The sequence below is a fragment of the Gordonia liuliyuniae genome, from assembly GCF_021739025.1.
Lineage (GTDB): Bacteria > Actinomycetota > Actinomycetes > Mycobacteriales > Mycobacteriaceae > Gordonia > Gordonia liuliyuniae.
Genome location: NZ_JAKKOT010000007.1, coordinates 108,229 through 133,770, shown reverse-complemented (window position 1 = coordinate 133,770; position 25,542 = coordinate 108,229). Strand labels below are relative to the sequence as shown.

The window sequence follows — 25,542 nt, the reverse complement described above, 5'->3', positions numbered from 1 at the left end:
CAGTGATGTCTGGATCAGACCAGTGATGTCCGGGCCAGGAGGTCAGACGCCGGCGAGTTCGGCCGACGCGCCGTGGCCGGTGCGCACGCTCAGCTTCAAACTCGGTGAATGGATTCACCGACTGGGGCAGGTGTGGGTGGAGGGTCAGATCACTCAGATCAATGCTCGCCCGGGCACCCGCACCGCGTTCCTCACGCTGCGTGACCCGGCGGCCGACATGTCGATCTCGGTGACCTGTGACCCGAACATCTTGCGGCGCAGTCCCGTTCCGTTGACCGACGGGACACGCGTCGTCGTCTGCGGACGGCCGAACTTCTATTCCGGGCGTGGCACGGTGTCGTTGCGGATCACCGAGATCCGGCCGGTCGGCATCGGTGAACTGCTGGCTCGGATCGAACGGCTCCGCGGGCTGCTCGCTGCCGAAGGGCTGTTCGACGCGCGCCGCAAACGACCGCTCCCCTTCCTCCCGCACACCGTCGGACTGATCTCGGGGCGCGCCAGCGCCGCCCAGCGCGACGTCGTCGCCGTCGCCGAACAACGGTGGGCTGCGGTCCGTTTCGACATCCGAGACACACCGGTCCAGGGTCCGACGGCGGTCCCCGCGATTCTCACCGAGCTCGCGGCGTTGGACGCCGATCCGCGTGTCCAAGTGATCATCATCGCGCGCGGCGGCGGCAGCGTCGAAGACCTGCTGCCGTTCTCGGACGAGACGCTGCTGCGCGCGGTGTCGGACTGTTCGACGCCGGTGGTCAGCGCGATCGGGCATGAGCCGGACAGTCCGCTGCTCGATCTGGTGGCCGACGTGCGCGCCGCCACCCCGACCGACGCCGCGAAACACGCCGTCCCGGACGTTACCGCGGAGCTGGCTTCCATCGCGTCGCTGCGGGAGCGCAGCGCGCACGCTCTGCGCAACTGGGTGCACCGTGAGCAACGTGTCCTCGACGGACTGCTCGCCCGGCCGGTGCTGGCGCGGCCGCTGTCCATGATCGACAGTCGACAGGAGCGGGTGGACGCGGCTCTCGTCGACGTGCGGCGCAGCGTCCGACATCTGGTGACGGTGGAAGAGCACCGGAACTCGCAGCTCGCCGCTCGGCTGGCGACGCTCGGCCCCGCCCAGACGTTGGCGCGCGGCTACGCTGTGGTGCAGCGCACCGACATCGACCATCCGCACGCTGTGGCGAGCGTCGACGACCTGCCCGCGGGCGCGCACGTGCGCATCCGGGTGGCCGACGGCTCGGCGTTCGCGAGCATCCGTGAAGGAGACGACGCATGACCGAACCCGCCCCCGTCGACGAACTCGCTTACGAGGACGCGCGAAACGAACTGTCGGAGGTCGTCACCGCACTCGAGCGCGGCGGCCTCGGTCTCGACGAGTCACTCGCCCTGTGGGAGCGCGGCGAAGCGCTCGCCGCCCGCTGCACCGCCCACCTGGAGGGCGCCCGCAGCCGTATCGAAGCCGCGCTCAACCCCGCCGACGAGGACGACTGACCGGGCCAGCTAGCCCGTCGGCATCGGCCGGTCGGCTGCGAGCGGTTTCGCCGCGAGGACCGCTTCGGCGAGAGTCTGCATGGAGTCGTCCTTGCCGCGGCTCTTGACACCGATCCGGACGTTGCCGAGATCGACGATCCACGCCTTCTGGTGTTCGAGGTTCTCGTAGGTGACCCACATCTGGCCGCCGATGTCGCGGGTTCCGTTGCCGGAGGTGTCGTCGCCGAGGAGTTTGCGCATCAACGATTCTTCGGTGGCGTCGGTCTGCGTGAGTTGGACGTAGGCGCCGCCGTCGGTGATCCAGCCGACGTTGCTGGAGATCGTCTCGGCGATCTCCTGGGTGGAACCGGAATTGGCCTGCCAGTCGTTCGGCACCTTCGGGTCCCGGATCGGGAAGCCCATGGTGTTGGCGTCGGCGCGGAGCCCTTCGGAGACGTCGAAGTGCGGGACGTTCTGCTCGGTGGCGTCCGACCCGAAACCCCAACTGCAGCTGCCTGCGACCCCGGCGACGACGAGGATGATCACGCCCAGGGCGATGAGCGACCAGATGAGGTCCTTGCCGTCTTGCAGGATCCTGGGTTTGTCGGCCATGCCTGCCATTATCCATCAGCACCGACGACACCCTGAGGCGCGGGTCGCCGACTGTGCGTGAAAGAATGTCCAGGTCTGAGTTGTGCCTAACGAGCGGAGACCCATGTCGACGAAGCAAGCCCCCGACCGCAATCTCGCGATGGAACTCGTCCGCGTCACTGAGGCCGCAGCTCTCGCGGCCGGACGCTGGGTGGGTCGCGGCGACAAGAACGGCGGCGACGGCGCCGCGGTCGACGCGATGCGCGAACTCCTCTCCACTGTCTCGATGCGCGGCACCGTCGTCATCGGTGAGGGCGAGAAGGACGAGGCGCCGATGCTGTACAACGGCGAGGTCGTCGGTAACGGTGAGGGCCCCGAGGTGGACGTCGCGGTCGACCCGATCGACGGGACCACGTTGATGGCGGAGGGTCGGCCGAACTCGATCGCGGTCATCGCGGTCTCCGAGCGCGGCACGATGTTCGACCCGTCCGCCGTGTTCTACATGGACAAGATCGCAGTCGGGCCGGCGGCCAAGGGCGCCATCGACATCAACCAGTCGGTCGAGTGGAACATCAACTCGGTGGCTGCCGCGAAGGGCATCGACGTCGCCGACATGACCGTCGTCGTCTTGGACCGTCCGCGTCACGCCGATCTCCTCTCGCAGATCCGCGAGGCGGGCGCGAAGATCCGGCTGATCTCCGACGGCGACGTCGCGGGCGCGGTCGCCGCCGCAGGCGATTACAGCACCGTCGACATGCTGATGGGCATCGGCGGAACCCCCGAGGGAATCATCAGCGCGGTCGCCATGAAGTGCATGGGCGGCGAGATCCAGGGCAAGCTGTGGCCGACGGACGACGCCGAACGCCAGAAGGCGATCGACGCCGGACACGACCTGGACCGCGTGCTGACCAACGACATCCTGGTCGGCGGCGAGAACTCCTTCTTCTGCGCGACCGGCGTCACCAACGGCGACATGCTCCGCGGCGTCACCTACCGCCCGAACGGCGCGACGACGCGTTCGCTCGTCATGCGCTCCCGGTCGGGCACCATCCGCACCGTCGAGGCCGTCCACCAGACGTCCAAGCTCCGCGAGTACGCGCGACTGGACATCTAGTCCTCCGCCGCCAATTCCTCGACGGTTCGTGGTGCTCCGCTGTGCAGCTGGCGAGCCGGAGGGTCGTATACGGGCGGCAGGTCACTTCACATAGATCCAGAAGTAGGCCTGCCCCTCGTGCATGAAGCAAGTCGACATCGAATAGCTCGTGTACTCCTGCTGGCCCTGCTCGCAGGTCCAGAGCGAGGCGTACGGCCCCATGTACTGCCACTGTCCGCCGCTCACTGGATTGTCAGTCGGCGGCCCTGGCATCGGCGTGGTCACCGGCGTCCGGCTCGGCTCTTTCACGTATGCCCAGTAGTAATACGAGCTCTCGTACGTGAAACAGTCCGATGACGTCGTGTACTTCGTGTTCGCGTTTCGTCGGTCCAGTTCGCACGCGGGTCCCGTCGGGTACGGGCCGCCACGCTGCCATTCTCCGCCACTGACGTCGGCGACAGGCGGGCTCGGAAACGTCTCCGGTTCCAGTTCAATCTCGCTCCCCGCTTCAGGGGCGAGCTGCGGTTCGTGCGAGTCCGGCACCCCGGAGGCCTCGTCGTCGTTATCGGAGCGTCCGACGTCGAACGGATCCGCCTTGACCCGCCCAGCCGATGAGTCGCTGGACGTGTGGTCTTGTGTCGCGGTGTCCGACGCGTCGTCGTCGTCGTTGTTCGCATCGACGACCGTCCCGATCAGTAGGATGACCGTCGCCGCGCTGAGGCCGACGCCGACGAGCTTGCTCGCGCCCCGCGAACTCTCGTCCTCCTCAGATCCGCCGCCGACGAACCACGGCACCACGACGAGTCCGACCGCGGACGCCACCGCTACCCAGAAACCCCACGCCATGTGAACGTCCACCGGCGACTCGTCGGGAATGGCGAGGTCGAGGCCAGCGGCCCGCCTGATCAAGCTGGCGAGCAGGCCGACAGCGAACGCCGCTCCCCCGCTGCGGGCGGCCGTCGACGCATCGGTCGCGGTGGCCGCGTTCAGCACAGCTAACGCGGTGCACGCCGCGACGACCGCGAAAGCGATTCCCCACCAAGGCGATCCGCTGGGAGCGCCGTCGAAGAACGGTACCGCGTCGAGCACACGATGCGACAACGTCAACGCGAACAGGTCCTCGCCGTCCACGGAGACACGGACCCACGGCGCGACAAATGCGAGAACCCCGAGGGCGATCGACAGGGTGACCCCAACTGCTTTGACCCGTGTCGTGGTGGTTTGGTCGTCCACAGAATCCTCACTCAGTCGCGCCGCAGCCTACGAGCTTTCACACCGTATATCGGGGCACTCACGAGCAAGTCCTCATATGCGAGTTTGACGGCCTACTCTCAGCGAGATGAGTTCTGGCGCTTCTACGTCCCGACACCTGATCCGCGCGTCACGACGGCTGTCTTCTCGAGTCGCCTACCGTGCGTGCGTGAGTTCGGCGACCTGCCCGTCGAGCATGCGGACCACCTCGTCGGCGTCGTCGAGCGCCCGCATGTCGTGGGTGACGAACAGCGCGGCCACGTCGTGCTCGGACACCAGGCGCACGAGAAGGTCGATCATCTCTGCGGCACGGTGCGAGTCGAGAGCCGACGTCGGCTCGTCCGCGAGCAGCACGGCGGGCTCCCCCATCAGGGCGCGGGCGATGTTCACGCGCTGCCGCATACCGCCGGACAACTGACCGGGACGACGGTCCACCGCATCGGCGAGCCCGACGTCGGCGAGTAGAGCCCGGGCACGAGCCCGGTGGCGGCTCGGCCGACCCCCGGCCAGGTGGACGGGCAGGAGGACCTGTTCGAGCGCGGTCAGCTCGGGCAGCAGGTTGTCGTGCTGGAACACGAAACCGACCTGTTCACGGCGCAGTCGTGCACGGTCCTCTGCGTCGAGGTCCTCCACCGTCGCGCCTGCGACCTCCACATGACCGGAGTCGGGGGTGATGAGCGTTCCCGCAACCGAGAGGACGCTGGACTTGCCGCAGCCGGACGGGCCGGTGAGGCCGACGAGGCGACCGCGGGGCGCGGAGAGGCTGACGCCGTCGACGGCCAGCACGCGGTCACGGTCGCCGTCCGGGTAGGTGAGTGTGACGTTGTCGAGTACGAGAGACATCGGCAGCTCCTTGCTGAGAAGTGGATCGAGGGAGGAGTCAGCGGTTGAGTGCGGTCAGCGGGTCGACCTTGACCAGCGGCCGTAGGGCGACCGCCGCACCCGCCAGTCCGAGTACTGCCATGCCCGCGAGCAGCGCGATCATCGACCACGCATCGAACGCGATGGGCACGGTGCCCGAGGCGATCGCGGCGCCGATCGCGCCGACTCCCCCACCCACCAGCAGGCCTGCGAAGAGGACGACGGCGGCTTGGCCGAGCCCGTCGCGAATCAGGTAGTTGCGGCCGGCGCCCATGGCGCGGACCACCGCGAGCGAACGCACCCGTTGGCCCGTCCACACGGCGAAGAAGCCGCAGACGACGATCGCCGAGATCGCCAGCAGGAGTCCCTGGATGAGCAGCAGCGACGAATGCTCGGACTTGTAGCCCGGGACGAGCGACATCGCGTCGCCGTGCGAGGTGGCGACCATCCCTCCCGGCGCGGAGGCGGCCGCTGTCAGCACCGCGGACGCCGCGTCCCGGCCCGTCGCCGACATCCACGTCGAATACGGCATGCGGATCACCGGGGTGTGTGCGTACTTGCCGGTGTCGGCGACCTCGTCGACGCGGACCTTCTCGGTACCGACGACCACGGTCGATCCGGCCGAGAGTCCGAGCGACGCCGCGGTCTCGGAGTCGACGGTCACCTCGTCGGTGTCGCTGAATCCGAACGCCGCTGCGGCGGCCGCACGGCCGTCTGCGGTGACGCGTGTGGTGGCGACGCCGAGGACCGTCGCCTGCGGGTCGTCGTCGCGGACGTGCCCGACCGCTGCGTCGCCGACGCGGCTGTCGGTCAGGCTCGACGCCTCTCCGCCGGCAGCCGCCTGCGTGATCACCGTGTCGCCGGGCAGTGCACGGACCGCCGACGTCGATTCCGCATCGAGTCCCGAAGTCAACGCCGACAGCATGACCACCATCAGAGACAGCAGTGCGATCACACCGCTGATCAGTGCGAATCTTCCTTTGGCGTCGCGTATCTCGCGCCAGCCGATATACACGTCGAATCCTCCTGAGAGCTGCTCGCCCAGCAGTTCGCCGGGACTACTCAAGCTTGTCGTGCAGCCCCCTCCCCCGGCATCGCCCCGGATTCCCACTTTCGGCTCCACCTATCGGCGACGCGGCATCCATCGAAAGGTGTAGACGTCGCAGCCCGCACCGGATCACAGCGATACTGGGAGACATGGCCGACGATCGCAGCACCGACCGCTACGCCGAATGGGCGGGGCACATCCTGTTCACGACGCTGATGATCGTCGGCGTCGCCAACACCGTCGTCGACGACCGGACGCATGTCCTCACGCTCGTGTGCGCAGGCCTGTTCGCCGTCTGGTACGCGATCGGCGCGGTCTGGTCCACCCGCGGCCGAAGCGATCTGGTGATCCCGTGGGTCCTGATCTTGACGGCCGGCTGGATCGGGCTCTCCGTCGTGTCGTCGGACTTCGTGTGGATCGCATTCGTGGTGGCCATGCTGTGCTGGCATTTCCTACCGCGCGGTGTGGCCGTCGCCGTCGCGGTGGTGATCGCGGCGACCGCCGTGACCACGGTGCGCGTCGACACCGGCAGGTTCACCGTCGGCGGCGTGATCGGACCACTCATCGGCATCGCGACCGCGGTCGCGGTGACCGAGGCGTTCGGCCGGATCACGACGATGGTGGTCGAGCGCGACCGACTCGTCGACGAACTGATCGCGACACGGGAACAACTCGCCGAGCGTGAACGCGACGCCGGTGTAATGGCCGAACGTGAACGTCTCGGCGGCGAGATCCACGACGGCACCGGGCAGTCGCTCGCCAGCATCATCATGTTGCTTCGGGCGGCGACGTCGCCGTCGACGCCACCTGAGCAGCGCACGTCGCAGACCGCGACGGCCCTCGAGACAGCACAAACTGCGCTCGCCGAGTCCCGGCGTTTCCTCCGCGGTCTCGACGGACCGCAGTCGCCCGCCGAAGGACTGTCCGGAGCGCTCGCCGAGCAGGTCGCGGCGCTGTCGCACGACGGAGTCCCCACTGTCTTCGCCGAGCACGGTGTCCCAGGGTCGCTGCCCGAACCGGTGCAGGTCGCGCTGCAGCGGACAGTGCAGGAGGCGCTGCTGAACGTGCGACGCCATGCGGGCGCCCGGTCGGCCGCCGTCACCCTCACGCACCTGCCGGGCGAGGTGCACCTGGACATCGTCGACGACGGAGTGGGCATGGACCCGGACAATCCGTCGCCAGCCGGTGACCACACTGCGGGCAGCGGGTTCGGCCTTCGCGCGATGCGCGCCCGAATCCGCTCGTGCAGTGGGGAACTCACCGTCGAGTCGACGCCCGCCGACGGCACGACGATCCACGTCAACGTCCCGATCGAAAGGCACTGATGATCCGCATCATGATCGTCGACGATCACCCCGTGGTCCGCGCGGGTCTGCGCGCCGTGTTGGGGGCCGTTCCCGACTTCACCGTCGTCGCCGAGGCCGCAGCCGCAGCCGAATCCGTCGAGATCGCGTCGACGATCGGTCTCGACGTGGTCTTGATGGACCTGCGGCTGCACGGTGCGGATCCGGCCGCGGACGGGGTGTACGCGACCCTGGCGATCCGTGCGCTCGCCGATCCACCGCAGGTGCTGATCGTGACCACGTACCAGTCGGACGCCGACATCGTGCGCGCCGTCGAAGCCGGTGCCGTCGGCTATCTCCTCAAGGACGCGTCGCCCGACACGTTGATCGGCGCCATCCGGTCCGCTGCCGCCGGTGAGACCGTGCTCGGCCCGGCCATCGCTGCCAAGCTGCTGACCCGCGTCACCTCACGCGAAGCGCCCCTCACCGCGCGGGAACTCGAGATCATCCAGAGTCTCGCCGACGGCGGGTCCAATCGAGAGATCGCTCGCAAGATGTTCATCTCGGAGGCGACGGTCAAGTCGCATCTGGTCCACATCTTCGACAAGCTCGGCGTCAACAGCCGCACGAAAGTCCTTGCCGCGGCGCGGGAGCGCGGTCTCATCCCGTAAGTGGTGCCGGGCCCGGCCTGCCCAGCGTACCCTCGGCCCATGACTGAGATTTTCCCGGAGAACTGGTCGACCGCTCTCGTCCTCGTCGCCCACCCCGACGACCCGGAGTACGGGATGGCGGCTGCCGTCGCCCGGTGGACGTCACAGGGCAAGCGAGTCGTGTACGCGCTCGCCACCAGCGGAGAAGCAGGAATCCAGGGCATGCCGCCCGCGGAGTGCGGCCCGCTGCGCGAAGGCGAGCAGATCGCGTCGGCGGCAGTGGTCGGCGTCGACGAGGTCGAGTTCTGGGGCTTCCCCGACAGCGAGATCTTCAATACCCCCGAGCTCCGCGCAAAAGTCGCCGAGACCATCGAGCGCATCCGGCCCGAAATCGTCCTCAGCTTGTTCGGCGGCCCCGAATGGGTGCCCGGAGTGCCCAACCAGCGCGATCACATGCAGTTCTCCGATGCGGTCGTCGAAGCGTTCGATGCGCTGGAGACCGCGCCTCGCGCACTGTTCTGCAACGGACCGAACATCACGCACGCCGCCGACGTCGAAGGATTCACCGACACCGCGATCCGCGCACTCGAATGCCACCGCGTCTACCTGGAGGTCCTCGACCCACAGACACCCGTCGTCGAGCAGGCGACGTTCCAGGTCGACCGCGGCACCCGCCCGATCGACGATTTCGACGCCGCTCGCGCCTCCGGATTCGAGCTCCTGCGCGGCACCGCATAGCGACAGAAAGCCCCGAGGCCGCACGCGGGATCGCGTGCGGCCTCGGGTCGCTGAAGGGTCGGTGCGGCGTCAGCTGCCGCTGGGGATGAGCGAGCGCAGAGTGTCCGGGAGCAGCGCGGCGAGGTTGCCGAGCAGGCCGCCGAGGACGTCACCGTTCGGGCTGGTCTCGGCCTTCGGAGCCTGATCGGGCGCGTCGACGTTCACGCCGATCGTGATCTTCGGGTTCTTCGCCGGGTCGAGCCACTTGAGGATGTTGACCATCGTCTGGCGCTCGGTCGCGACGCAGCCCCACGTCGGCTCGCCGTTGTCGACGTGCAGGAAGATCGCGGACGCGTCGCCCGGGGTGCGCGTCGGATTGTGGTTGATGTTGACGGCGTAGTCGTACACGGGCCCCATGTCGTACAGGTTCTCGCTGTCGCCGCCGGGGCTCTTCGTCTGCTTGACGTGCTGGTTGTAGGTCGGCGACTTCGGGTTCGCATCCCACCAGTCCTGCTGGTTCGCCTGGAAGTACGGCATCTTGGTGCCCGGATTCGCCTGGCGGCCGAAAGCCTGGTCGAGCGGGAACGTGCCCTGCGGCGTGCGGTACACGTTGTCCTGCGCCTTACCCATGCCCTTCTCGCCGAGGTACGCCTTCACCGGACCGATTCCCTCGGCCGGCTTCCACACGCCCTCCGCGTCTTTCTCGAATCCGGTGAGCGTAGCGGTCTGCGACGACGCGACCGGCGCGGTCACGACGATCATTTGGCCGGTGTTGTCGACGGCCTTACCGGGCGCCGACGGCACGCCGGGGATCTGGAAGTTCTTCAGGATGCCGTCGATCAGCGACGTCACGTCGGTATTCGGTGTGGAATCGGGCGTCGTCGGCGCGGCGGACGCCTGCCCGGTCCCGACTACCAGGGCGACGATACTCGCCACCATCAGCAGTCCCACTTGCCACATTCGCCTCATCAGTAACTTCAGCACCACCCCAGTGTGCCAGCGGTTATGGACACTCCGCCACCCTGCGAGAGCATCGTCACCTTTCCGCAACGCGATGACCGGCGGCTATGGTCGGAGTCATGACCACCCCTCCCCCTCCCCGCTGGATCACCGACACGGACCCAGGACACAGCGAGTGGTACGTCGAGCGTTTCCGCTCGATGGCCGCCGACGGCGCGGACCTGTTCGGCGAAGCCCGACTCATCGATGCGATGGCGGCCAGGTCGTCGCGGATTCTCGATGCCGGATGCGGACCCGGCCGCGTCGGCGGATACCTGCACTCGGTGGGACACGACGTCGTCGGCGTGGACGTCGATCCCGTCCTCATCGAGGCCGCGATGACCGACTACCCGGGACCGGACTGGCAGGTCCACGACCTGGCGACTCTCGACCTCCACGCGGACGATCGATCCCGCCGCGAGTTCGACGCAATCGTCTGCGCGGGAAACGTACTCGCGTTCGTCGCACCCGACACCGAGGCGCTCGTGCTGAACCGACTCGCCGACCACCTCGCCGACGGCGGCTTCATCGCCGTCGGTTTCCACACGGAGAAGCTGCCGATCGTCGCGTTCGACGCCGCACTCGCCGAGACAAGCCTCCGACTGGACCTCCGACTGTCCACGTGGGACGTCCGGCCGTGGCACGACGACGCCGACTTCGCGGTGTCGATCCTGCGGCGCGCGTAAACCTACACCGGACAGCGCGGACATTCACATATGGGTCACTGCACGCCCTGTGCGGTGTAGGTCGCCACCGCACGTCGACTTGTGGATAGTCGTCAGAGATTCCCCAGATGCCGACCAATGTCCGATTAGTACCTATCTGATCGGCGTCGTCATGCCACGGTGCTGGCATGGAACCGATTCCGGCAGGTGTGTACCCGACCAAGAGCCTGCGCCAGACGCTTGGCCCGGCAGCAGTCGCACGACTGATCAGAGAGGAGAAGGCCGAACCGATCCGGAAAGGCTGGATCAGGGTCGGCAATGCTCCGGCGGACCAGGTCCTCGCGGTGAAGCGTGGCGGTGTCCTGAGTTGCGTGTCCGCACTGAAGAGACACGGAGTGTGGGTCCCGGAGGACATCGATCTGCACGTTCGCGGAAATCAGTGGGCGACCCGCAATCGGAAGGGTCCGTTCTGTCGACGCTTCGGACGCCCCGAACCCGAGTACGGCGCGATGGACGACGTTCCGACCGCGCTCACCTATGCGGCCCGTTGCCTCGACGCCGAGGGTTTCGTCGTGGTGTGCGACTCGATTCTCCATCTGCGCCTGATGACGTTCGATGAGATCGAGTACCTGTTTCGGGCTGCGCCCGGATGCCTCCAACGGCTGCTGTCGATGCTCGACGCCCGGGCCGAGTCCGGCCCCGAGTCGATGATCCGCTTCCGACTCCGCAACAAGCACGTGAAGCTCGACATCCAAGTGCAGATCGACGGAGTCGGACGAGTCGACATCCTCGTCGGAGAATGGCTGATCATCGAGATCGACGGCTACGAGTACCACGGCGGCAAGCCGATGTTCACTCGCGACCGCATCCGCTTCGCGGACGCGCACCTCCGTGGATATACGCCGCTCGCGTTCAGTTACGAACAAGTGGTGTTCGACCGAGCCGCAACCGACCGTCGGATCATGACCGCGATCCGCAACGGCGCGCACCTGCGGCCCTCCCAGCTCGCACGACCTACACCGCTCAGCCCGGACATCGATCGATAGACCAATGTCCGGGCCGAGCGGTGTAGGTTACGGCGCCCCGGGTGCGAACTCCTCCAGCATGTCGGTGACGAGGGCCGCGATCGGCGACCGTTCGCTGCGGGTGAGCGTGACGTGCGCGAACAACGGGTGTCCCTTTAGCTTCTCGATCACGGCGGCGACACCGTCGTGCCGGCCGACGCGCAGATTGTCGCGCTGGGCGACGTCGTGTGTGAGCGCCACCCTCGACCCCGACCCCAACCGGGATAGGACGGTGAGCAGCACGTTCCGTTCGAGCGACTGTGCCTCGTCGACGATGACGTACGAATCGTGCAGGGAGCGGCCGCGGATGTGCGTGAGCGGGAGCACTTCGAGCATGCCGCGGGAGAGCACCTCGTCGATGACCTCGGTGGAGACGAGACCCTCGAGTGTGTCGAAGACGGCCTGCGCCCACGGCCCCATCTTGTCCTGCTCGCTGCCGGGCAGATACCCGAGGTTCTGTCCGCCGACCGCGTAGAGCGGCCGGAACACCACGACTTTCCGCTGCGTGCGACGTTCCAGGACTGCTTCGAGTCCGGCGCACAGGGCGAGCGCCGACTTTCCGGTTCCTGCCTTGCCGCCGAGGGAGACGATGCCGACCGACTCGTCGAGCAGCAGATCGAGGGCGACGCGCTGTTCGGCGGACCGGCCTCGCAGACCGAACACTTCCCGGTCGCCGCGGACCAACTGGACCTGTTTGGTGTCGGTGACCCGGCCGAGCGCGCTGTTGCCGGCGCCGACGAGGCGGACGCCGGTGTTGCACGGCAGGTCACGTGCGTCGTCGACGTCGACGACGCCGTCGGCGAACAGGGTGTCGACGTCGGAGTCGACGACATCGAGCTCGGCCATCCCGCTCCATCCGGAGACGACGACGTCCTGGGCGTGGTACTCGTCGGCGGCGAGTCCGACGGCTCCCGCTTTGACACGCAGCGGCGTGTCTTTGGAGACGAGGGTGACGTCACGGTCTTCGGCTCGCAGGTTGAGCGCGCAGGCGAGGATCCGCGAGTCGTTGGTGTCGTTGCGGAACCCGGCGGGCAGCACCGCAGGATCGGTGTGGTTGAGCTCCACCTGGACGGTCCCGCCGTCGTCACCGACCGGCAGCGGGGCGTCGAGCCGACCGTGTTCGACGCGCATGTCGTCGAGCAGACGGAGGGCTTGGCGTGCAAACCAGCCGAGTTCGCTGTGGTGGCGTTTGCCCTCGAGTTCGCTGATCACGACCAGTGGCAGAACCACATGGTGCTCGGCGAAGCGAGTCACTGCCCACGGATCGGAGAGCAGGACAGAGGTGTCGAGGACGTAGGTGCGTGCGGTCACGTCTGGCTCCTTGGCGCCGTGCGGCTCCCGCACGGACCGAGTGTCTCCGGCCGGCCGGTTCGTGCCGTGCAGCCTGTAGTTCAGGCCGCGTAGGCGAGGACCGGGGCCGGTCCTCTCGTGACGTGATCGTCCACGAATCGAACCTCCCGAACGAACCGCTTCCCCACGGCCCGTCACGACCCAACGTACGCCGCGTCACACCACGAACCTGTCAACGCAGCTCTGCGTGTCAGTGAACGTCCGGTTACTGAGTCGTGTCCGAGCTCAGTGGCCTGCGGCACGCTCCAGGATCCGGGCACGTGCGGCCTGCGCTTCGTCGCTCAGGCTCTGCAGACTCTCGAGTTTGAGTTCCTGTGCGAGCTTGGCTGCGATGGCAGCGTCGGACGCGACGTCTTCGAAGTCGCTGATGTATTCGCGTTGCGCATCGAAGTCGGCGATGTCCGAACCGATGTGCTCGATGCCCGCGAGGGCCCGGTCGACGGCGAGGACTGTCGCCTCCTGGTCGGCGACGGCACCGGCCATCAGGTACGCCTGGAACATGGCGGCCTGCGCGGCGTCGTCGGTCCGGATCTTCTCCAGGATGGTGACGAGGTCAGGATCTTCAGCGTACTCGATCAGGTTGGTGATGAAGTGCGCGCACTGGTTCTCGTGGACGGCGAGGATCGCGAGAACGTCGAGCGGGCCGAGCCCCTCGATGCCTTCGGGAGTCTGCTTCCATCCGGCGACGACATGGATGCGACGCCGGTTCTCCGCGTCGACCGGATCCATCGCGCGGGTCACGACGAGGTAGTCGCGCAGCACGATCGAATGCCGGTTGTCCTCGGCCGTCCACACGCCGATCAACTGCCGCCAATCCGAGAACGGCGGGAAGTGGATCGAGAGGACCCGGTGGATCGACGGCAGGTTGTCTTTCGTCAGCAGCAGCGCGAGCAGGCCTGCGGCCGCGGTCGGCGACAGCGTCTCCTGACCGGGCTCGAAGTCCTCGCCGCCGAGGAACGCGAAGTTGCGGCCCTTGTCCCACGGAACCCAGTCGCCCGGATTCCAGTGCAGGGCTGCTTCCGCATGTTCTTCGGCGATCTCGGGGAGCGCCTTCTCCAGTGCGGTGATCAACTCGTCTTCACTAAGTGCTGGCACGTGAACCACCCTAATCGACGTTCGACGGAAACCGGTTATCGGCGATCGGGTTACCGACCGCTCATCAGACCCCAGTCCTCGAGTCCATCGTAGAGCGGGAAGTCGAGGGCCAGCGCGCTGACGCGGGCGCGGAGGGCGGTGACGTCTGCCGACTTGCCTGCCGCGAGCGCGGTCCCGATGATGTCGGCGACCTCGGCGAACTCGGTGTCGCCGAAGCCGCGAGTGGCCAGCGCCGGGGTGCCGATGCGCAGACCGGACGTGACCATCGGCGGGCGCGGGTCGAACGGCACCGCGTTGCGGTTGACGGTGATGCCGACCTCGTGGAGGAGGTCCTCGGCCTGCTGCCCGTCGAGGTCGGAGTCGCGCAGATCGACGAGCACCAGGTGGACGTCGGTGCCGCCGGTGAGGACGGTGACGCCGGCCTTCGCGGTGTCGTCGGCGAGGAGGCGATCGGCGAGGATTTTGGCGCCCGACAGGGTGCGACGCTGACGCTCGGCGAACTCCTCGGTGCCCGCGACCTTGAGTGCGACGGCCTTAGCGGCGACGGCGTGCATGAGCGGACCGCCCTGCTGGCCCGGGAAGACCGCCGAGTTGAGCTTCTTGGCCCACTCCTTCTTGGCGAGGATCATGCCCGAGCGCGGGCCGCCGAGAGTCTTGTGGACGGTGGTCGAGACGACGTCGGCGTGCTCGACCGGGTTCGGATGCAGTCCGGCGGCGACCAGGCCCGCGAAGTGCGCCATGTCGACCCACAGGTAGGCGCCGACCTCGTCGGCGATCGCCCGGAACGCCGCGAAGTCCAGGGTCCGCGGGTAGGCCGACCAGCCGGCGACGATGACCTTCGGCTTGGCGTCGAGGGCGATCTTGCGCACCTCGTCCATGTCGATGCGGAAGTCTTCCTTGCTGACCCCGTAGAAGGCGTTCTCGTAGAGTTTGCCCGAGAAGTTCAGGCGCATACCGTGGGTGAGGTGCCCGCCGTGCGCGAGGTCGAGCCCGAGCAGCGTCTCGCCCGGCTCCATGAGTGCCTGCAGGACAGCGGCATTGGCCTGCGCACCCGCGTGCGGCTGGACGTTTGCGAACTCGGCGCCGAACAGTTCTTTGGCCCGGTTGCGCGCGATGTCTTCGACGACGTCGACGTATTCGCAGCCGCCGTAGTAGCGGCGTCCCGGGTACCCCTCGGCGTACTTGTTGGTGAGCACGCTGCCCTGCGCCTGCAGGACGGCGCGCGGCACGAAGTTCTCCGAAGCGATCATTTCGAGGGTGTCGCGCTGGCGGGACAACTCGCCGTTCATGGCGGCAGCCACATCGGGGTCGAGATCGGCCAGGGACTGCGTGAACAGGCTCATGATCTTAGTCTAAATCGACAGTTCGGTACGGAGAACCGCAGGGGTGAGAGGTTCGTCGAGCAGTCGACCGAATCGTGCGAGCCGAGCGCCCGGCGCGTCGTCGAGCCACCGCCCGAGCAGTTGGTATCCCTCGACATATGTGGAGATGTAGGCGCGCCACAGCGGCGAGGTGAGGAACCGCAGTTGTTGCCGTGCGCGGTCGGGGTTCACCAGCAGCCACTGCTGCAGGAAGGCGGCGACGGTGTCGGCGTCGGCGTGCGTGTCGTGCAGGAGGAGCGCGGCGTCCTGCCGGACGGTGAGCAGCCCCGCAGTCGCGGCCGACACTGCGCGAGCCTTCTCGGCGTCGAACCGCAGACCGAAGTCGGCGTAGATCTCGGCGGCCCACTCCTGCCAGGTGCTGCTCATCGCGGCGGCGAGCGCGTGGTCGGCGAGGCCTTCGGCCATCAGACACTGCGGTGTGTTGACGAGGAAGATCTGGTGTTCGAGCTGTCCGGTGCCGACGAGTCTCTGTTCTTTTCGGCAGTGTTCGGTGTGGTGGCCGGGGTACGCCTCGTGCGCGATCAGGCCGGGCAGCCCCGACAGATGCTGCGGCAGGTCGGTGTTGACGGCGACGGTCGACCGGTAGTCGCCCAGGTAGTAGTTGAAGCCCGACCACGGTTTGTCGGAGACGACGTCGAAGTCCACGACTTCGCTGGCCGGGATCGGGAACTCGGCGCGAACGACGTCGCGCAGGCTGCTGGCGAACGCGGCGATCAGCGGTTCGGTGAGGTGCGCCGGGATCTCCTCTGCTCGGCGGTATCGCTGGTACTCGTCGCGGAGGGCGTCGCCGGTCGCTCCCGGCACCCCGAGTGCTTCGGCGAGGTCGGCGTGCGCCTGCCGGTAGGTCGCGGGGTCGGCGGGCGCGATGTCGACGTCGAAGTAGGCGCGCACCTCGTCGACGAAGCCGATGTCCTCCCCCGCGAACTTGCGAGCCGAGCATTCGAGCGCCCAGACGTGGGAGCCGACGAACTCGGCGCGGTCGGCGGGCAGCCCGTCCGGCAGTCGACTCAGCAGTGCGCGCGCTCGGGCGGCGAGATCGGCGGGGTCGGGCCGCGGCGCGTTCTGCGCGTCGGCGCGCAACGCCGGGTCGCCGGTGTATGCGTCGACGAAACCTTCTTCGAGCCGGTCGAATGCCAGCCCGATACGGAGGTATTCGACGACCGGGTCATCGGACGAGCGCGCGGGGACAGTCATGCGACACAGGGTAGTTGCCTACACAGTGCCGGGCATGTCGCACTCATCGCCCGCGCTGTAGCGTTACTCCAATGGCGCGCCATTCCAGTGACCGCGACCCCGGCCTGTACCTCGAACTCGACCGCAAGCAGTGGCGTGAACTGCGGCAGTCGATGCCGATGGTGCTCACCGAGGCGGAACTCGAAGAGCTCGTCGGCCTGGGTGAACAGATCGACCTCACCGAGGTCGCCGAGGTCTATCTGCCGATCTCGCGTCTCATCCACATGCAGGTGGAGGCACGCCGTCGCCTGTTCGCGGCGACCAGCACGTTCCTCGGCGAGCATCAACGCAACCGTCAGGTGCCGTTCGTCATCGGCATTGCGGGCAGTGTCGCGGTCGGCAAGTCGACGACGGCGCGCGTCATGGCGAAACTGTTGTCGCGCTGGGAGACTCACCCGAAGGTCGACCTGGTGACGACCGACGGTTTCCTCTACCCGACCGCGGAGTTGGAGCGGCGCGGCATCATGCACCGCAAGGGCTTCCCCGAGTCGTACGACCGGCGCGCGCTGTTGCGATTCGTCACCGAGGTCAAGTCGGGCGCATCGCTGGTGACTGCTCCGGTGTACTCGCACGTCAGCTACGACATCGTGCCGGACGCGTTCATCGAGATCCGGCAACCCGACATTCTGATCGTCGAAGGCTTGAACGTCTTGCAGACCGGTCCGACGTTGACCGTCTCGGACCTCTTCGACTTCTCGATCTACGTGGATGCGAAGACCTCAGACATCGAACGCTGGTACATCTCGCGTTTCCTGCAGATGCGCAGTACCGCGTTCCAGAACCCGAACTCGCACTTCCACCACTACGCGTCGTTGACCGACCAGCAGGCCAAGATCGCGGCCCGCGACATCTGGACGTCGATCAACCGCCCGAACCTCATCGAGAACGTCCTGCCGACGCGGCCCCGCGCGACGCTGGTCCTCCGCAAAGACCGCGACCACTCGATCAACAAGGTCCGTCTACGCAAGCTGTAGCGGGCGGCTGCTGTCGCGGCTGGTCGAGCTTCTATCCGGCCGTGATCGCCGCGACCGCGGCTCCGGTCGCGGCCACCAAGTCGGCGGGCGACAGTTCGACCTCCAGGCCGCGCCGCCCGGCACTGCACAGGATCGAGTCCCACAGGACGACGGTCTCGTCGACGACGGTCGGCAGTGCTGTCTTCTGCCCGACGGGCGAGACGCCGCCCAGGACGTACCCGGTGGCGCGGGAGGCTTTCGCGGCGTCGGCCATGACCGCCTTCGACGCACCGAGCACGCGGGCGACGGCCTTCAACGACAGCTTCTCCGGCACGGGCGCCACCGCGACACCGAAACCGTCGCCGAGATCGACCACGAGTGTCTTGAAGATCTGGTCGGCGGCGAATCCGCGCGCGGCCATCGCCTCGACGGCTTCGGCGCCGTAATCGGTGCTGCGGCGATCGTGGGTGTAGCTGTGGACCGTGAAGTCGATGCCCGCCTTCTCCAGCGCGGCGATCGCCGGGGTGGACGCGCTCACTTGCCGAATCGGCGGTTGCGGGCGGCGTAGTCGCGCAGTGCGCGCAGGAAGTCGACACGACGGAACTCGGGCCAGTACGCGTCGGTGAACCAGATCTCCGAGTACGCGCTCTGCCACAGCAGGAACCCGCTCAACCGCTGCTCGCCGGACGTGCGGATCACCAGGTCCGGGTCGGGCTGCCCGGACGTGTACAGGTTGGCGTCGATTCCGGCGACCGACACGGCTTCGATCATCTCGGCGGGCGTCGCACCTCTCGCTGCGGCTTCGGCCAGCAGTTTCTGCACGGCGTCGACGATCTCTTGACGCCCGCCGTAGCCGACGGCGACGTTGACGTTCATCCCGGAGAGTCCGTCGGTGCGCGCCGACGCGTCACGCAGACGGTCGGCGACCGGTGCGGGCAGACTGTCGAGGTTTCCGACGATCCGCACCCGCCAGTCGCCGTGCGAGATCTCGTCGACGATGTCGGGGACGATCTGCATCAGCGCGTCGAGCTCTTCGGACTCGCGCGACAGGTTTTCCGTCGACAGGAGGTAGATGGTGACCCCGCCGATCCCGAGTTCGCTGCACCAGCTGAGCATGTCCGCGATCCGCTTGGCTCCCACGCGGTGCCCGTGGCTGACATCGTCGAAACCCGCTTCGCGCGCCCACCGGCGATTGCCGTCGCAGATGATGGCGACGTGCCGTGGCATCCGGTCCGGATCCATCAGCTGTACGAGTCGACCCTCGTAGACTCGGTACATGCCACTTCGGAGAGCGTCGGGAAGCAGTTTCACGTTGGCGATGTTACGCGTGGAGCAAGTTACCGACGCGAAACTTACGGTATCGTAGGTGTCATGATGGACCTGTCCGACGCCGAGCAGCCCGCCCCGGCCGCCGCCCCTGAGCTGGACGTCGCCGGCAGGCCACGACTACGCGGAGTGATCCACAAGTACTCGTCGGTGATCGCCGCCGCCATCGGCGTGATGCTGATCGTCGGCACCGCGATGCTGCGCACCGTCGGACCGCTCGTCTCGGTGATCGTCTACGTGATCACGATCTGCGCCCTGTTCACGGTGAGTAGCGTCTACCACCGCGTCAACTGGACGTCGCCCGCCCACCGGGTCGCGATGAAGCGGGCCGATCACTCGATGATCTTCGTGTTCATCGCGGGCACGTACACGCCGTTCTGCATGATGGGGCTGGACAGCCCCGCCCGCTGGTGGGTGCTCGGCATCGTCTGGTGCGGCGCACTCGCCGGGGTCACGCTGAAGCTGCTGTGGCCGGGCTCGCCGCGCTGGCTGGGCGTGATCCTCTACATCCTGCTCGGCTGGGTGATCGTCGCCGTCCTGCCCACCCTCGTGCACAACGTCGGGGTGGCCGTCCTGGTCCTGCTGGCCGTCGGCGGCGTCTTCTACAGCATCGGCGGCGTCCTGTTCGCACTGCGCTGGCCCGAACCGTGGCCGGGGACCTTCGGCCACCACGAGGTGTTCCACGCCTGCACCGCGGTAGCCGCACTGCTGCACTACATCGCCGTCTGGCTGGTCGTGCTCGGCTGAGCCTGCCGTCTCCGGCCGAGGTTCCCGTAAGCTCAGCGCGTGCCCGTACCCGCCAACCAGGTCCCCGCGCGGATGCGCGGCGGAATCGTCGGCGGGGCTTGCGCACTGACCGGGATCGCGGCGCACGGCGCCGCCCAGGGAATGCTCCCGTCGACGTCGACACTGCTCGTCGTGATCGGGGCGGCAGCCGCGATCGGCACCACCGTCGCCGCAACGCCCCGTCTCCCGCATCTCGCCGCGCTCATCGTCGGGCAGGGCGCCGTTCACCTTCTGCTCGTCCTCTTGTCGGGCCACCACCATGACCTGATTCAGCCGTCGATGGCGGTGACCCACGCTCTCGGCACCCTGGCGGCACTCGCTGCGATCGCCGCGCTCGAAGCACTCGCGTCGACACTGCGTGACGTGATCGTCGTGGTCGTCTCGCTGCTGACGTACCGCGGCATGCGCCGCTCGACGACTCGACCCACCGTGGTGCCCGAGGTCGCCGCCCGCGTCGTCCACCTCCATCTGGGGGCCGTCGGGCTCCGAGGGCCACCCGTTCGCTGAAGCTCTTCGACTCACCGGATCGACATCGTCGATCCGGCAGGCTGCTGTGGCTCGTCGACTGCACTCGATCGATCCAGCAGCCTGACGACACTTCACGCGAAAGGCTCTCCTCACCATGTCTGCATACCGGCGTGCGGGTACCCGCATGCTGCATCGACTCCACTTCTACGCGGGTGTCCTCGTGGCCCCGTTCCTCCTCGTCGCTGCGGTGACGGGCGCGTTGTACGCGCTGTCGCCGTCGATCGAGAACGTCGTCTACCGCGGTCAGTTGCACACGTCCGAGACCGGGCAGCCGACTCCACTGGCCACCCAGGTGCACTCCGCGCAGACGACGCTGCCCGAGGGCACCGTGACCGCCGTCCGACCGCCCGCCGAGCCGGGCGACACGACCGCGGTGATCTTCGACGATCCGATGCTCGGCGAATCGGTGCGCCGCGCCGTCTTCGTCGACCCGATCACGGGCCAGACGCTCGGCGATCTCCCGGTGTACGGCAGCGGTTTCGCCCTGCCCGTGCGGCAGTGGCTCGACCGTCTGCACCGCGACCTGCATCTGGGCGACGTCGGCCGACTGTACAGCGAGCTCGCCGCGTCGTGGCTGTGGGTGATCGCACTCGCGGGCCTCGTCCTCTGGTTCACCCGCACTCGGACAAAGCGACGGAAGACGGGCCGAGCCCGAACGGTCAGCAGGCACCAGACGATCGGCGTGTGGATCGCCGCCGGACTGCTGTTCCTGTCGGCGACGGGACTCACCTGGTCGACCTACGCGGGAGGGAACGTCACCGCGTTGCGCAGCGCGCTGAGCTGGACCAATCCCGCCACGAACGCCGCGCTGCCGGGCAGTGCGACCCCCGCGCCGTCCGGTGGTGAGCACGCAGGCCACGGCGGCGGCGTGACCCCGGCGGGCGACACGGCAGCGGCCGTCCCGAAGATCGACGCCGCCCTCGCCCTGGCGAGGTCCGCGGGCTTGGGCGACGGCGTCGAGATCACTCTTCCGGCCGACGCCTCCACCGCGTTCACCGTGGCCGAAGTGCGCCGTGCCTGGCAGGTCTCCCCCGATGAGGTGGCCGTCGACCCGTCCACCGACTCGGTGGTCTCCGAGAACCGCTTCGCCGACTGGCCGCTGGCCGCCAAACTCGCTACCTGGGGCATCGCGCTGCACATGGGCCTGCTGTTCGGCGTGACCAATCAGATCGTGCTGTTCGTACTGATGATCGCGCTGGTCACGATCATCGTGCTCGGGTATCGCGCCTGGTTCCAGCGGCACGGCAAGAACTCGAGGGTCGGGAAGGCCCCGACGTCTGGCGCGCTGCGCGACGCCCCGCTCGGCATGAGCGTTGCGCTAGCCGCGGTCGCCGTCGCGGTCGGCTGGTTCATCCCGCTGCTCGGCTGGCCGCTGCTGGCGTTCGTGGTCATTGACGTGGCAGTGGGCGCGTACCGGTCCCGACGCGCCCCGCAGCCGCCGCCCGCCCGCACGGAGTTGGAGACGTCCACTCACTGACCGAGGCCGCAAACCTACACCGCTCAGCGCCTACGACACCGTCACGGCGACGTGTCCCCTCAGCGGTGTGGGTTTGCGGCACCTGCACGCGTTTGGTTCGACTGGTCGAGGGGTAGTCCGGCGGGAAGGATGATCGCCAGCTGCCCAGGGGTGGGACCCCAGGGGTGGGCAGGAGTACCGACGTGCCGTCCGCCGAGCCAGTCTGGGACGCACTGCAACGTTGGTATGCCTGCGGTGAGTCGGCGCGCGCCGACGGCGTGTACGCAGTGCAGATCGGTGCCGCCGACATCGGCACCGGCACCTGGACCGCCTTGACGGTGTCGCGGCCGACGCCTTCGGCTGCGACACCGACTCGGTCGACGTGCAGATCGGCGACACCGGCGAGATACGAGTGCCGCGGATGTTGGGCGTGTTCTCCGTCGGCCGCGCCATCAACGCAGGCACCCTGCGCTCACAGCTGATCGGTGGGATGTCACGGCGACGCCTCCCCTGAACGGTGTAGGTTTGTCCGCCCGCCGAGGATCGACCGTCGAGACTCCTACCGTCCGGCCTGCGCGAGGGTGGCCAGGACGTCGACGCTGGCATCCCAACCCATGCACTTGTCGGTCACGGATTTGCCGTAGACGAGGGCGGCGCGACCTGCGGCGTCGCTTGGGACCGGCTGGTTACCGGGCTCGATGAAGCTCTCCAGCATGACGCCGGACAGCCGGACCGGTTCGCCTGCGGCGCGGCGGGCCGCGAACGCCTGCGCGACATCGGCGGCGACGACCGCCTGCCGCTCGTGATCCTTACCGGAGTTGGCGTGCGAACAGTCGACCATCACCTTTGGCGACTGGTCTGCCTTCGCCAACGCGTCGGCAGCCGAGAGGACCGAGTCGACGTCGTAGTTCGGGCCCGGCGTACCGCCGCGCAAGATGATGTGGCAGTCCTCGTTCCCGGAGGTCTGGACGACGGCGCCGCGTCCCTGGTCGTCGACACCGAAGAACACGTGCGGGGCGGCGGCGGCCTGCGCGCCGTCGATCGCGACCTGCACGTTGCCGTCGGTCCCGTTCTTGAATCCGATCGGCATCGACAGTCCGGACGCGAGCTGACGGTGCACCTGCGACTCGGTGGTGCGTGCGCCGATCGCACCCCAGGCGACCGCGTCGGCGATGTACTGCGGGCTCGTCGGTTCCAGGAACTCGCAGCCGACGGGCAGGCCGAGGTCGATCACATCGAGGAGGAGTCGGCGGGCCACGTGCAGGCCGCGGTCGACGTCGTACGTCTCGTCCATCCCCGGATCGTTGATGAGCCCCTTCCATCCGACCGTGGTCCGCGGCTTCTCGAAGTACACGCGCATCACGATCTTCAGCGAGTCGGCGTATTCGTCGGCCAACGGCGCGAGTCGGCGCGCGTAGTCGAGGGCGGCTTCCGGGTCGTGCACCGAGCACGGCCCGACGACGACGATCAGTCGATCATCGCGTCCGGCGAGGATCGCGGCGATCTCGTCCCGGTCGCGGGCGACGATCTCGGCGCGCCGCCCCGTCAACGGGAGTTCGGTGCGCAACGCGTCCGGCGACGGGATCGGCGAGAACGCTGTCACCCGCCGGTCAGAGGTGGTGCTCGTCGTTGCGGTGGTGGTCGTTGCTGTGGGGCTGGTGGCGGGAGGGGTCGTGATGGTCACGTGCTGAGGCCTTTCGGTGCGCTGGTCGCGGGGGCAATGGGTGTCCGGCGCCGCCTCCGGAAACGCTCCACGTCGCGCAGACGATCCCGGAAACGACAGAAGCAGCGACCGATTCGGTCACTGCTTCAGGCTCCGGGATCTTCGACGCGCGTATTACCGCTTCATCGCAGGCTCACCCGGAGCCTGGATAAAGAAACGCCAATACGAGGTCATCGACACGCCGTCGACCGTAGCACCGGGTCGACGACGTGTCGAATGCGACCGCGCTGTCGCTACGCCGTCGCACGTCCAGCGGCTCGGCCTGCGACGCGCCCGGAGTACAGGCAGCCGCCGAGGAACGTGCCCTCGAGCGCGTTGTACCCGTGGACGCCGCCTCCGCCGAAACCCGACGCCTCGCCCGCCGCGTACAGTCCCGGCACCACTGCGCCGCCGGCGTTCAACACCTGGCCCGCGAGGTTGGTCTGCAGGCCGCCAAGCGTCTTGCGGGTGAGGATGTTCATCCGGATCGCGATCAGCGGACCGGCTGCCCGGTCCAGGATCCGGTGGGGTTCCACCGTGCGGACGATGTTGTCGCCCAGGAAGTTCCGCGAATTGTGGATACCCATCACCTGGGCGTCCTTCGTGTACGGGTTGCCGATCTGGCGGTCGCGTTCGACGATCTGCTTGCGCAGCTTCCCGGCATCGATGAGGTCGTTGCGGGCCAGCCGGTTCATCTTGCGGGTGAGGTCGTCGACGCTGCGGGCCTGGACGACGTCGACACCCTTGTCGATGAACTTCTGCACCGGCTTCGGCACGTCGTCGAGCGCCCGGTTGGCGAGATAGGCCGCAAGATCCTTGCGGGTGAGTTCGGGGTTCTGCTCCGACCCGGACAGCACGAACTCTTTGGCGATGATGCGTTTGTTGAGGACGAACCACGAGTAGTCGTAGCCGGTCTTCCCGATCATCTCCAACGTCTTGATGGTGTCGTAGCTGGGAAACGCCGGACTCTCGAAACGGTTGCCTTCGGCGTCGAACCACATCGACGACGGGGCGGCAAGCACGCGGATGCCGTGGTCGGGCCAGATGGACGTGTGGTTGCGGAGCCCTTCGGTGTAGTGCCACATGCGGTCGCGGTTGACGATGCGCGCGCCCGCGTCCTCGGCGATGCCGAGCATCCGGCCGTCGACGTGCGCGGGCACACCGGTGATCAGAGTCTTCGGCGCCTTACCGAGCCTGGACGGCCAGTTGGCGCGGACGAGGTCGTGGTTGGCGCCGATACCGCCGGACGCCACGATCGTGACCGGTGCGCGCAGTTCGAAGTCGCCTGCCGTGGCGCGGGACGTGGCGACACCGCGCGGCTTGGTCGACGGCACGAGTCGTTTGCCGCGCACCCCGGTGATCCGCCCGCCACTCATGACGAGTTCGTCGACACGGTGACGGAACTTGAACGTGATCCGACGTCTGCGTTCGGCGTCGAGGGCGGCGTTGCGGAACGGTTCGACGACGCCGGGGCCGGTGCCCAGCGTTACTCGCCGACGTGCCACCGCGTTCGGCCCAGCCGACCACCGGAACCCAGTGCATGCCTTTGCGTTCGAGCCAGCTCCGCTTCTCGCCCGCCGCGAAGTCCAGGTAGTGCTCGGCCCACTGGCGCGCCCAATAGTCCTCGCCGAGCTTGTCGTGCGGACCGCGGTCGAAGCCCGCGCTCGCGAACCAGTCCTGTCTGGCGAGTTCGACGGAGTCGTTGATGTTCCACATCCGCTGTTCCGGCGAGTTGACGAAGAACAGGCCACCGAGCGACCAGTGTGCCTGCCCGCCGAGATTCTGTCGGGACTCCTGGTCGACGACGATCACGCTTCGCCCGGCCGCTGCGAGTTCGGTCGCGGCGACGAGGCCCGCCAATCCGTGGCCGACGACGATGACGTCGGCGTCCTGCCGGGGTGCAGCGCCCGCGCTGCCCGCGAGCGAACCCGCGAGCAGTCCTCCTGCCGCGACCCCGCCCCCGATCAGGACATCTCGTCGGTGGAATCCGTCAGGTCCGGCGTTGTGTTCGTCGGGCACGCGTGTCTCCAGGGTCTGCGTCG

At 67.8% G+C, this 25,542-nt stretch carries 25 protein-coding genes and 2 pseudogenes; 13 read left to right on the top strand and 14 right to left on the bottom strand.

Annotated elements, in window-relative coordinates; genetic code table 11:
• Positions 1 to 25: 25 nt before the first annotated feature.
• Positions 26 to 1,273, top strand: a complete 1,248-nt coding sequence (gene xseA / locus L5G28_RS15945; RefSeq protein ID WP_237002381.1) for an exodeoxyribonuclease VII large subunit — start codon at positions 26 to 28, stop codon at positions 1,271 to 1,273.
• Entirely contained in the window at positions 1,270 to 1,488 is a 219-nt protein-coding gene (locus L5G28_RS15940) for an exodeoxyribonuclease VII small subunit (RefSeq protein ID WP_237002380.1), read from the top strand. Before xseA ends, L5G28_RS15940 begins: the two co-directional genes overlap by 4 nt.
• Before the next feature lie 9 nt (positions 1,489 to 1,497).
• Here L5G28_RS15940 and L5G28_RS15935 read toward each other — a convergent pair whose 3' ends face one another.
• The gene (locus tag L5G28_RS15935) at positions 1,498 to 2,079 is read right to left on the bottom strand and encodes a DUF4245 domain-containing protein (protein ID WP_237002379.1); all 582 of its coding nucleotides are present in this window, start codon (positions 2,077 to 2,079) and stop codon (positions 1,498 to 1,500) included.
• Between the two features lie 103 nt (positions 2,080 to 2,182).
• Between L5G28_RS15935 and glpX the strand changes: the two genes are divergently transcribed.
• Entirely contained in the window at positions 2,183 to 3,172 is a 990-nt protein-coding gene (gene glpX, locus L5G28_RS15930) for a class II fructose-bisphosphatase (protein WP_236999763.1), read from the top strand.
• An 81-nt stretch (positions 3,173 to 3,253) separates the two neighbouring features.
• Here glpX and L5G28_RS15925 read toward each other — a convergent pair whose 3' ends face one another.
• From L5G28_RS15925 to L5G28_RS15915, 3 genes are all read right to left on the bottom strand, one after another.
• Positions 3,254 to 4,384, bottom strand: a complete 1,131-nt coding sequence (locus tag L5G28_RS15925; protein ID WP_237002378.1) for a hypothetical protein — start codon at positions 4,382 to 4,384, stop codon at positions 3,254 to 3,256.
• A gap of 174 nt (positions 4,385 to 4,558) precedes the next feature.
• Positions 4,559 to 5,245, bottom strand: a complete 687-nt coding sequence (locus L5G28_RS15920; protein WP_237002377.1) for an ABC transporter ATP-binding protein — start codon at positions 5,243 to 5,245, stop codon at positions 4,559 to 4,561.
• A gap of 37 nt (positions 5,246 to 5,282) precedes the next feature.
• Positions 5,283 to 6,329: an FtsX-like permease family protein gene (locus L5G28_RS15915; RefSeq protein ID WP_237002376.1), complete on the bottom strand. Its 1,047-nt coding sequence runs from the start codon at positions 6,327 to 6,329 to the stop codon at positions 5,283 to 5,285.
• A 131-nt stretch (positions 6,330 to 6,460) separates the two neighbouring features.
• On the opposite strand from L5G28_RS15915, the gene L5G28_RS15910 reads away from it, so the two are divergent.
• The 3 genes from L5G28_RS15910 to L5G28_RS15900 are packed head-to-tail and all read left to right on the top strand — an operon-like array spanning position 6,461 to position 8,982.
• Positions 6,461 to 7,636, top strand: coding sequence for a sensor histidine kinase (locus L5G28_RS15910; RefSeq protein WP_237002375.1), 1,176 nt, complete (start codon positions 6,461 to 6,463; stop codon positions 7,634 to 7,636).
• The gene (locus L5G28_RS15905) at positions 7,636 to 8,265 is read left to right on the top strand and encodes a response regulator (RefSeq protein WP_237002374.1); all 630 of its coding nucleotides are present in this window, start codon (positions 7,636 to 7,638) and stop codon (positions 8,263 to 8,265) included. Before L5G28_RS15910 ends, L5G28_RS15905 begins: the two co-directional genes overlap by 1 nt.
• Positions 8,266 to 8,304: 39 nt before the next feature.
• Positions 8,305 to 8,982, top strand: a complete 678-nt coding sequence (locus L5G28_RS15900; RefSeq protein WP_237002373.1) for a PIG-L deacetylase family protein — start codon at positions 8,305 to 8,307, stop codon at positions 8,980 to 8,982.
• 69 nt (positions 8,983 to 9,051) lie between these two features.
• Here the strand turns inward: L5G28_RS15900 and L5G28_RS15895 are convergent, their stop codons facing one another.
• Positions 9,052 to 9,921: a L,D-transpeptidase family protein gene (locus L5G28_RS15895; protein WP_237002590.1), complete on the bottom strand. Its 870-nt coding sequence runs from the start codon at positions 9,919 to 9,921 to the stop codon at positions 9,052 to 9,054.
• Positions 9,922 to 10,040: 119 nt separating this feature from the next.
• On the opposite strand from L5G28_RS15895, the gene L5G28_RS15890 reads away from it, so the two are divergent.
• On the top strand, positions 10,041 to 10,646 hold the full coding sequence (locus L5G28_RS15890; RefSeq protein ID WP_237002372.1) for a class I SAM-dependent methyltransferase: 606 nt from the start codon (positions 10,041 to 10,043) through the stop codon (positions 10,644 to 10,646).
• A gap of 167 nt (positions 10,647 to 10,813) precedes the next feature.
• Positions 10,814 to 11,671 (top strand): putative endonuclease domain-containing protein, encoded by an 858-nt coding sequence (locus L5G28_RS15885; RefSeq protein WP_237002371.1) that lies wholly within the window; start codon positions 10,814 to 10,816, stop codon positions 11,669 to 11,671.
• A 27-nt stretch (positions 11,672 to 11,698) separates the two neighbouring features.
• Here the strand turns inward: L5G28_RS15885 and phoH2 are convergent, their stop codons facing one another.
• From phoH2 to L5G28_RS15865, 4 genes are all read right to left on the bottom strand, one after another.
• Positions 11,699 to 13,000 carry an RNA 5'-3' helicase PhoH2 gene (gene phoH2, locus L5G28_RS15880; protein ID WP_237002370.1) on the bottom strand — a complete coding sequence of 434 codons (1,302 nt, stop codon included), beginning with the start codon at positions 12,998 to 13,000 and terminating at the stop codon, positions 11,699 to 11,701.
• 264 nt (positions 13,001 to 13,264) lie between these two features.
• Positions 13,265 to 14,134 carry an acyl-ACP desaturase gene (locus L5G28_RS15875; RefSeq protein WP_237002369.1) on the bottom strand — a complete coding sequence of 290 codons (870 nt, stop codon included), beginning with the start codon at positions 14,132 to 14,134 and terminating at the stop codon, positions 13,265 to 13,267.
• Positions 14,135 to 14,184: 50 nt separating this feature from the next.
• Positions 14,185 to 15,477: a serine hydroxymethyltransferase gene (gene glyA / locus L5G28_RS15870; protein WP_236999753.1), complete on the bottom strand. Its 1,293-nt coding sequence runs from the start codon at positions 15,475 to 15,477 to the stop codon at positions 14,185 to 14,187.
• A gap of 9 nt (positions 15,478 to 15,486) precedes the next feature.
• Complete coding sequence (locus tag L5G28_RS15865; protein WP_237002368.1) at positions 15,487 to 16,710, bottom strand: DUF885 domain-containing protein; 1,224 nt, start codon at positions 16,708 to 16,710, stop codon at positions 15,487 to 15,489.
• A gap of 71 nt (positions 16,711 to 16,781) precedes the next feature.
• Here L5G28_RS15865 and coaA point away from each other — a divergent pair, with 71 nt between their 5' ends.
• On the top strand, positions 16,782 to 17,723 hold the full coding sequence (gene coaA, locus L5G28_RS15860; RefSeq protein ID WP_236999751.1) for a type I pantothenate kinase: 942 nt from the start codon (positions 16,782 to 16,784) through the stop codon (positions 17,721 to 17,723).
• A 31-nt stretch (positions 17,724 to 17,754) separates the two neighbouring features.
• On the opposite strand, the gene L5G28_RS15855 is transcribed toward coaA, so the two are convergent.
• Entirely contained in the window at positions 17,755 to 18,240 is a 486-nt protein-coding gene (locus L5G28_RS15855; protein ID WP_237002367.1) for an aminoacyl-tRNA deacylase, read from the bottom strand.
• Positions 18,237 to 19,013: an isoprenyl transferase gene (locus tag L5G28_RS15850; RefSeq protein WP_237002366.1), complete on the bottom strand. Its 777-nt coding sequence runs from the start codon at positions 19,011 to 19,013 to the stop codon at positions 18,237 to 18,239. Before L5G28_RS15850 ends, L5G28_RS15855 begins: the two co-directional genes overlap by 4 nt.
• 60 nt (positions 19,014 to 19,073) lie before the next feature.
• On the opposite strand from L5G28_RS15850, the gene trhA reads away from it, so the two are divergent.
• The 4 genes and pseudogenes from trhA to L5G28_RS15830 form a co-directional block, all read left to right on the top strand.
• Complete coding sequence (gene trhA, locus L5G28_RS15845; protein ID WP_372477241.1) at positions 19,074 to 19,775, top strand: PAQR family membrane homeostasis protein TrhA; 702 nt, start codon at positions 19,074 to 19,076, stop codon at positions 19,773 to 19,775.
• 39 nt (positions 19,776 to 19,814) lie between these two features.
• Positions 19,815 to 20,321 carry a hypothetical protein gene (locus L5G28_RS15840; protein WP_237002365.1) on the top strand — a complete coding sequence of 169 codons (507 nt, stop codon included), beginning with the start codon at positions 19,815 to 19,817 and terminating at the stop codon, positions 20,319 to 20,321.
• A 115-nt stretch (positions 20,322 to 20,436) separates the two neighbouring features.
• Positions 20,437 to 21,819 carry a PepSY-associated TM helix domain-containing protein gene (locus L5G28_RS15835; protein WP_237002364.1) on the top strand — a complete coding sequence of 461 codons (1,383 nt, stop codon included), beginning with the start codon at positions 20,437 to 20,439 and terminating at the stop codon, positions 21,817 to 21,819.
• Positions 21,820 to 22,067: 248 nt separating this feature from the next.
• Positions 22,068 to 22,294: pseudogene (locus tag L5G28_RS15830) on the top strand (molybdopterin cofactor-binding domain-containing protein); the annotation flags it as partial.
• A gap of 63 nt (positions 22,295 to 22,357) precedes the next feature.
• On the opposite strand, the gene L5G28_RS15825 reads toward L5G28_RS15830, so the two are convergent.
• The 3 genes and pseudogenes from L5G28_RS15825 to L5G28_RS15815 form a co-directional block, all read right to left on the bottom strand.
• A complete protein-coding gene (locus L5G28_RS15825) occupies positions 22,358 to 23,476 on the bottom strand; it encodes a 3-deoxy-7-phosphoheptulonate synthase (protein WP_237002588.1) in 1,119 nt (372 codons plus the stop codon).
• Positions 23,477 to 23,754: 278 nt separating this feature from the next.
• Positions 23,755 to 25,119 carry an FAD-binding dehydrogenase gene (locus L5G28_RS15820; RefSeq protein ID WP_308191990.1) on the bottom strand — a complete coding sequence of 455 codons (1,365 nt, stop codon included), beginning with the start codon at positions 25,117 to 25,119 and terminating at the stop codon, positions 23,755 to 23,757.
• Positions 25,106 to 25,519: pseudogene (locus L5G28_RS15815) on the bottom strand (FAD-dependent oxidoreductase); the annotation flags it as partial. The pseudogene L5G28_RS15815 and the gene L5G28_RS15820, both read right to left, overlap by 14 nt.
• Positions 25,520 to 25,542 lie beyond the last annotated feature (23 nt).

What these genes read in the sequence shown, in the direction of transcription:
- xseA (WP_237002381.1), top strand. Translation starts at nt 26, where the DNA reads ATGTCCGGGCCAGGAGGTCAGACGCCGGCGAGTTCGGCCGACGCGCCG.
- L5G28_RS15940 (WP_237002380.1), top strand. Translation starts at nt 1,270, where the DNA reads ATGACCGAACCCGCCCCCGTCGACGAACTCGCTTACGAGGACGCGCGA.
- L5G28_RS15935 (WP_237002379.1), bottom strand. Translation starts at nt 2,079, where the DNA reads ATGGCCGACAAACCCAGGATCCTGCAAGACGGCAAGGACCTCATCTGG.
- glpX (WP_236999763.1), top strand. Translation starts at nt 2,183, where the DNA reads ATGTCGACGAAGCAAGCCCCCGACCGCAATCTCGCGATGGAACTCGTC.
- L5G28_RS15920 (WP_237002377.1), bottom strand. Translation starts at nt 5,245, where the DNA reads ATGTCTCTCGTACTCGACAACGTCACACTCACCTACCCGGACGGCGAC.
- L5G28_RS15910 (WP_237002375.1), top strand. Translation starts at nt 6,461, where the DNA reads ATGGCCGACGATCGCAGCACCGACCGCTACGCCGAATGGGCGGGGCAC.
- L5G28_RS15905 (WP_237002374.1), top strand. Translation starts at nt 7,636, where the DNA reads ATGATCCGCATCATGATCGTCGACGATCACCCCGTGGTCCGCGCGGGT.
- L5G28_RS15900 (WP_237002373.1), top strand. Translation starts at nt 8,305, where the DNA reads ATGACTGAGATTTTCCCGGAGAACTGGTCGACCGCTCTCGTCCTCGTC.
- L5G28_RS15895 (WP_237002590.1), bottom strand. Translation starts at nt 9,921, where the DNA reads ATGTGGCAAGTGGGACTGCTGATGGTGGCGAGTATCGTCGCCCTGGTA.
- L5G28_RS15890 (WP_237002372.1), top strand. Translation starts at nt 10,041, where the DNA reads ATGACCACCCCTCCCCCTCCCCGCTGGATCACCGACACGGACCCAGGA.
- L5G28_RS15885 (WP_237002371.1), top strand. Translation starts at nt 10,814, where the DNA reads ATGGAACCGATTCCGGCAGGTGTGTACCCGACCAAGAGCCTGCGCCAG.
- glyA (WP_236999753.1), bottom strand. Translation starts at nt 15,477, where the DNA reads ATGAGCCTGTTCACGCAGTCCCTGGCCGATCTCGACCCCGATGTGGCT.
- L5G28_RS15865 (WP_237002368.1), bottom strand. Translation starts at nt 16,710, where the DNA reads ATGACTGTCCCCGCGCGCTCGTCCGATGACCCGGTCGTCGAATACCTC.
- coaA (WP_236999751.1), top strand. Translation starts at nt 16,782, where the DNA reads ATGGCGCGCCATTCCAGTGACCGCGACCCCGGCCTGTACCTCGAACTC.
- trhA (WP_372477241.1), top strand. Translation starts at nt 19,074, where the DNA reads ATGATGGACCTGTCCGACGCCGAGCAGCCCGCCCCGGCCGCCGCCCCT.
- L5G28_RS15835 (WP_237002364.1), top strand. Translation starts at nt 20,437, where the DNA reads ATGTCTGCATACCGGCGTGCGGGTACCCGCATGCTGCATCGACTCCAC.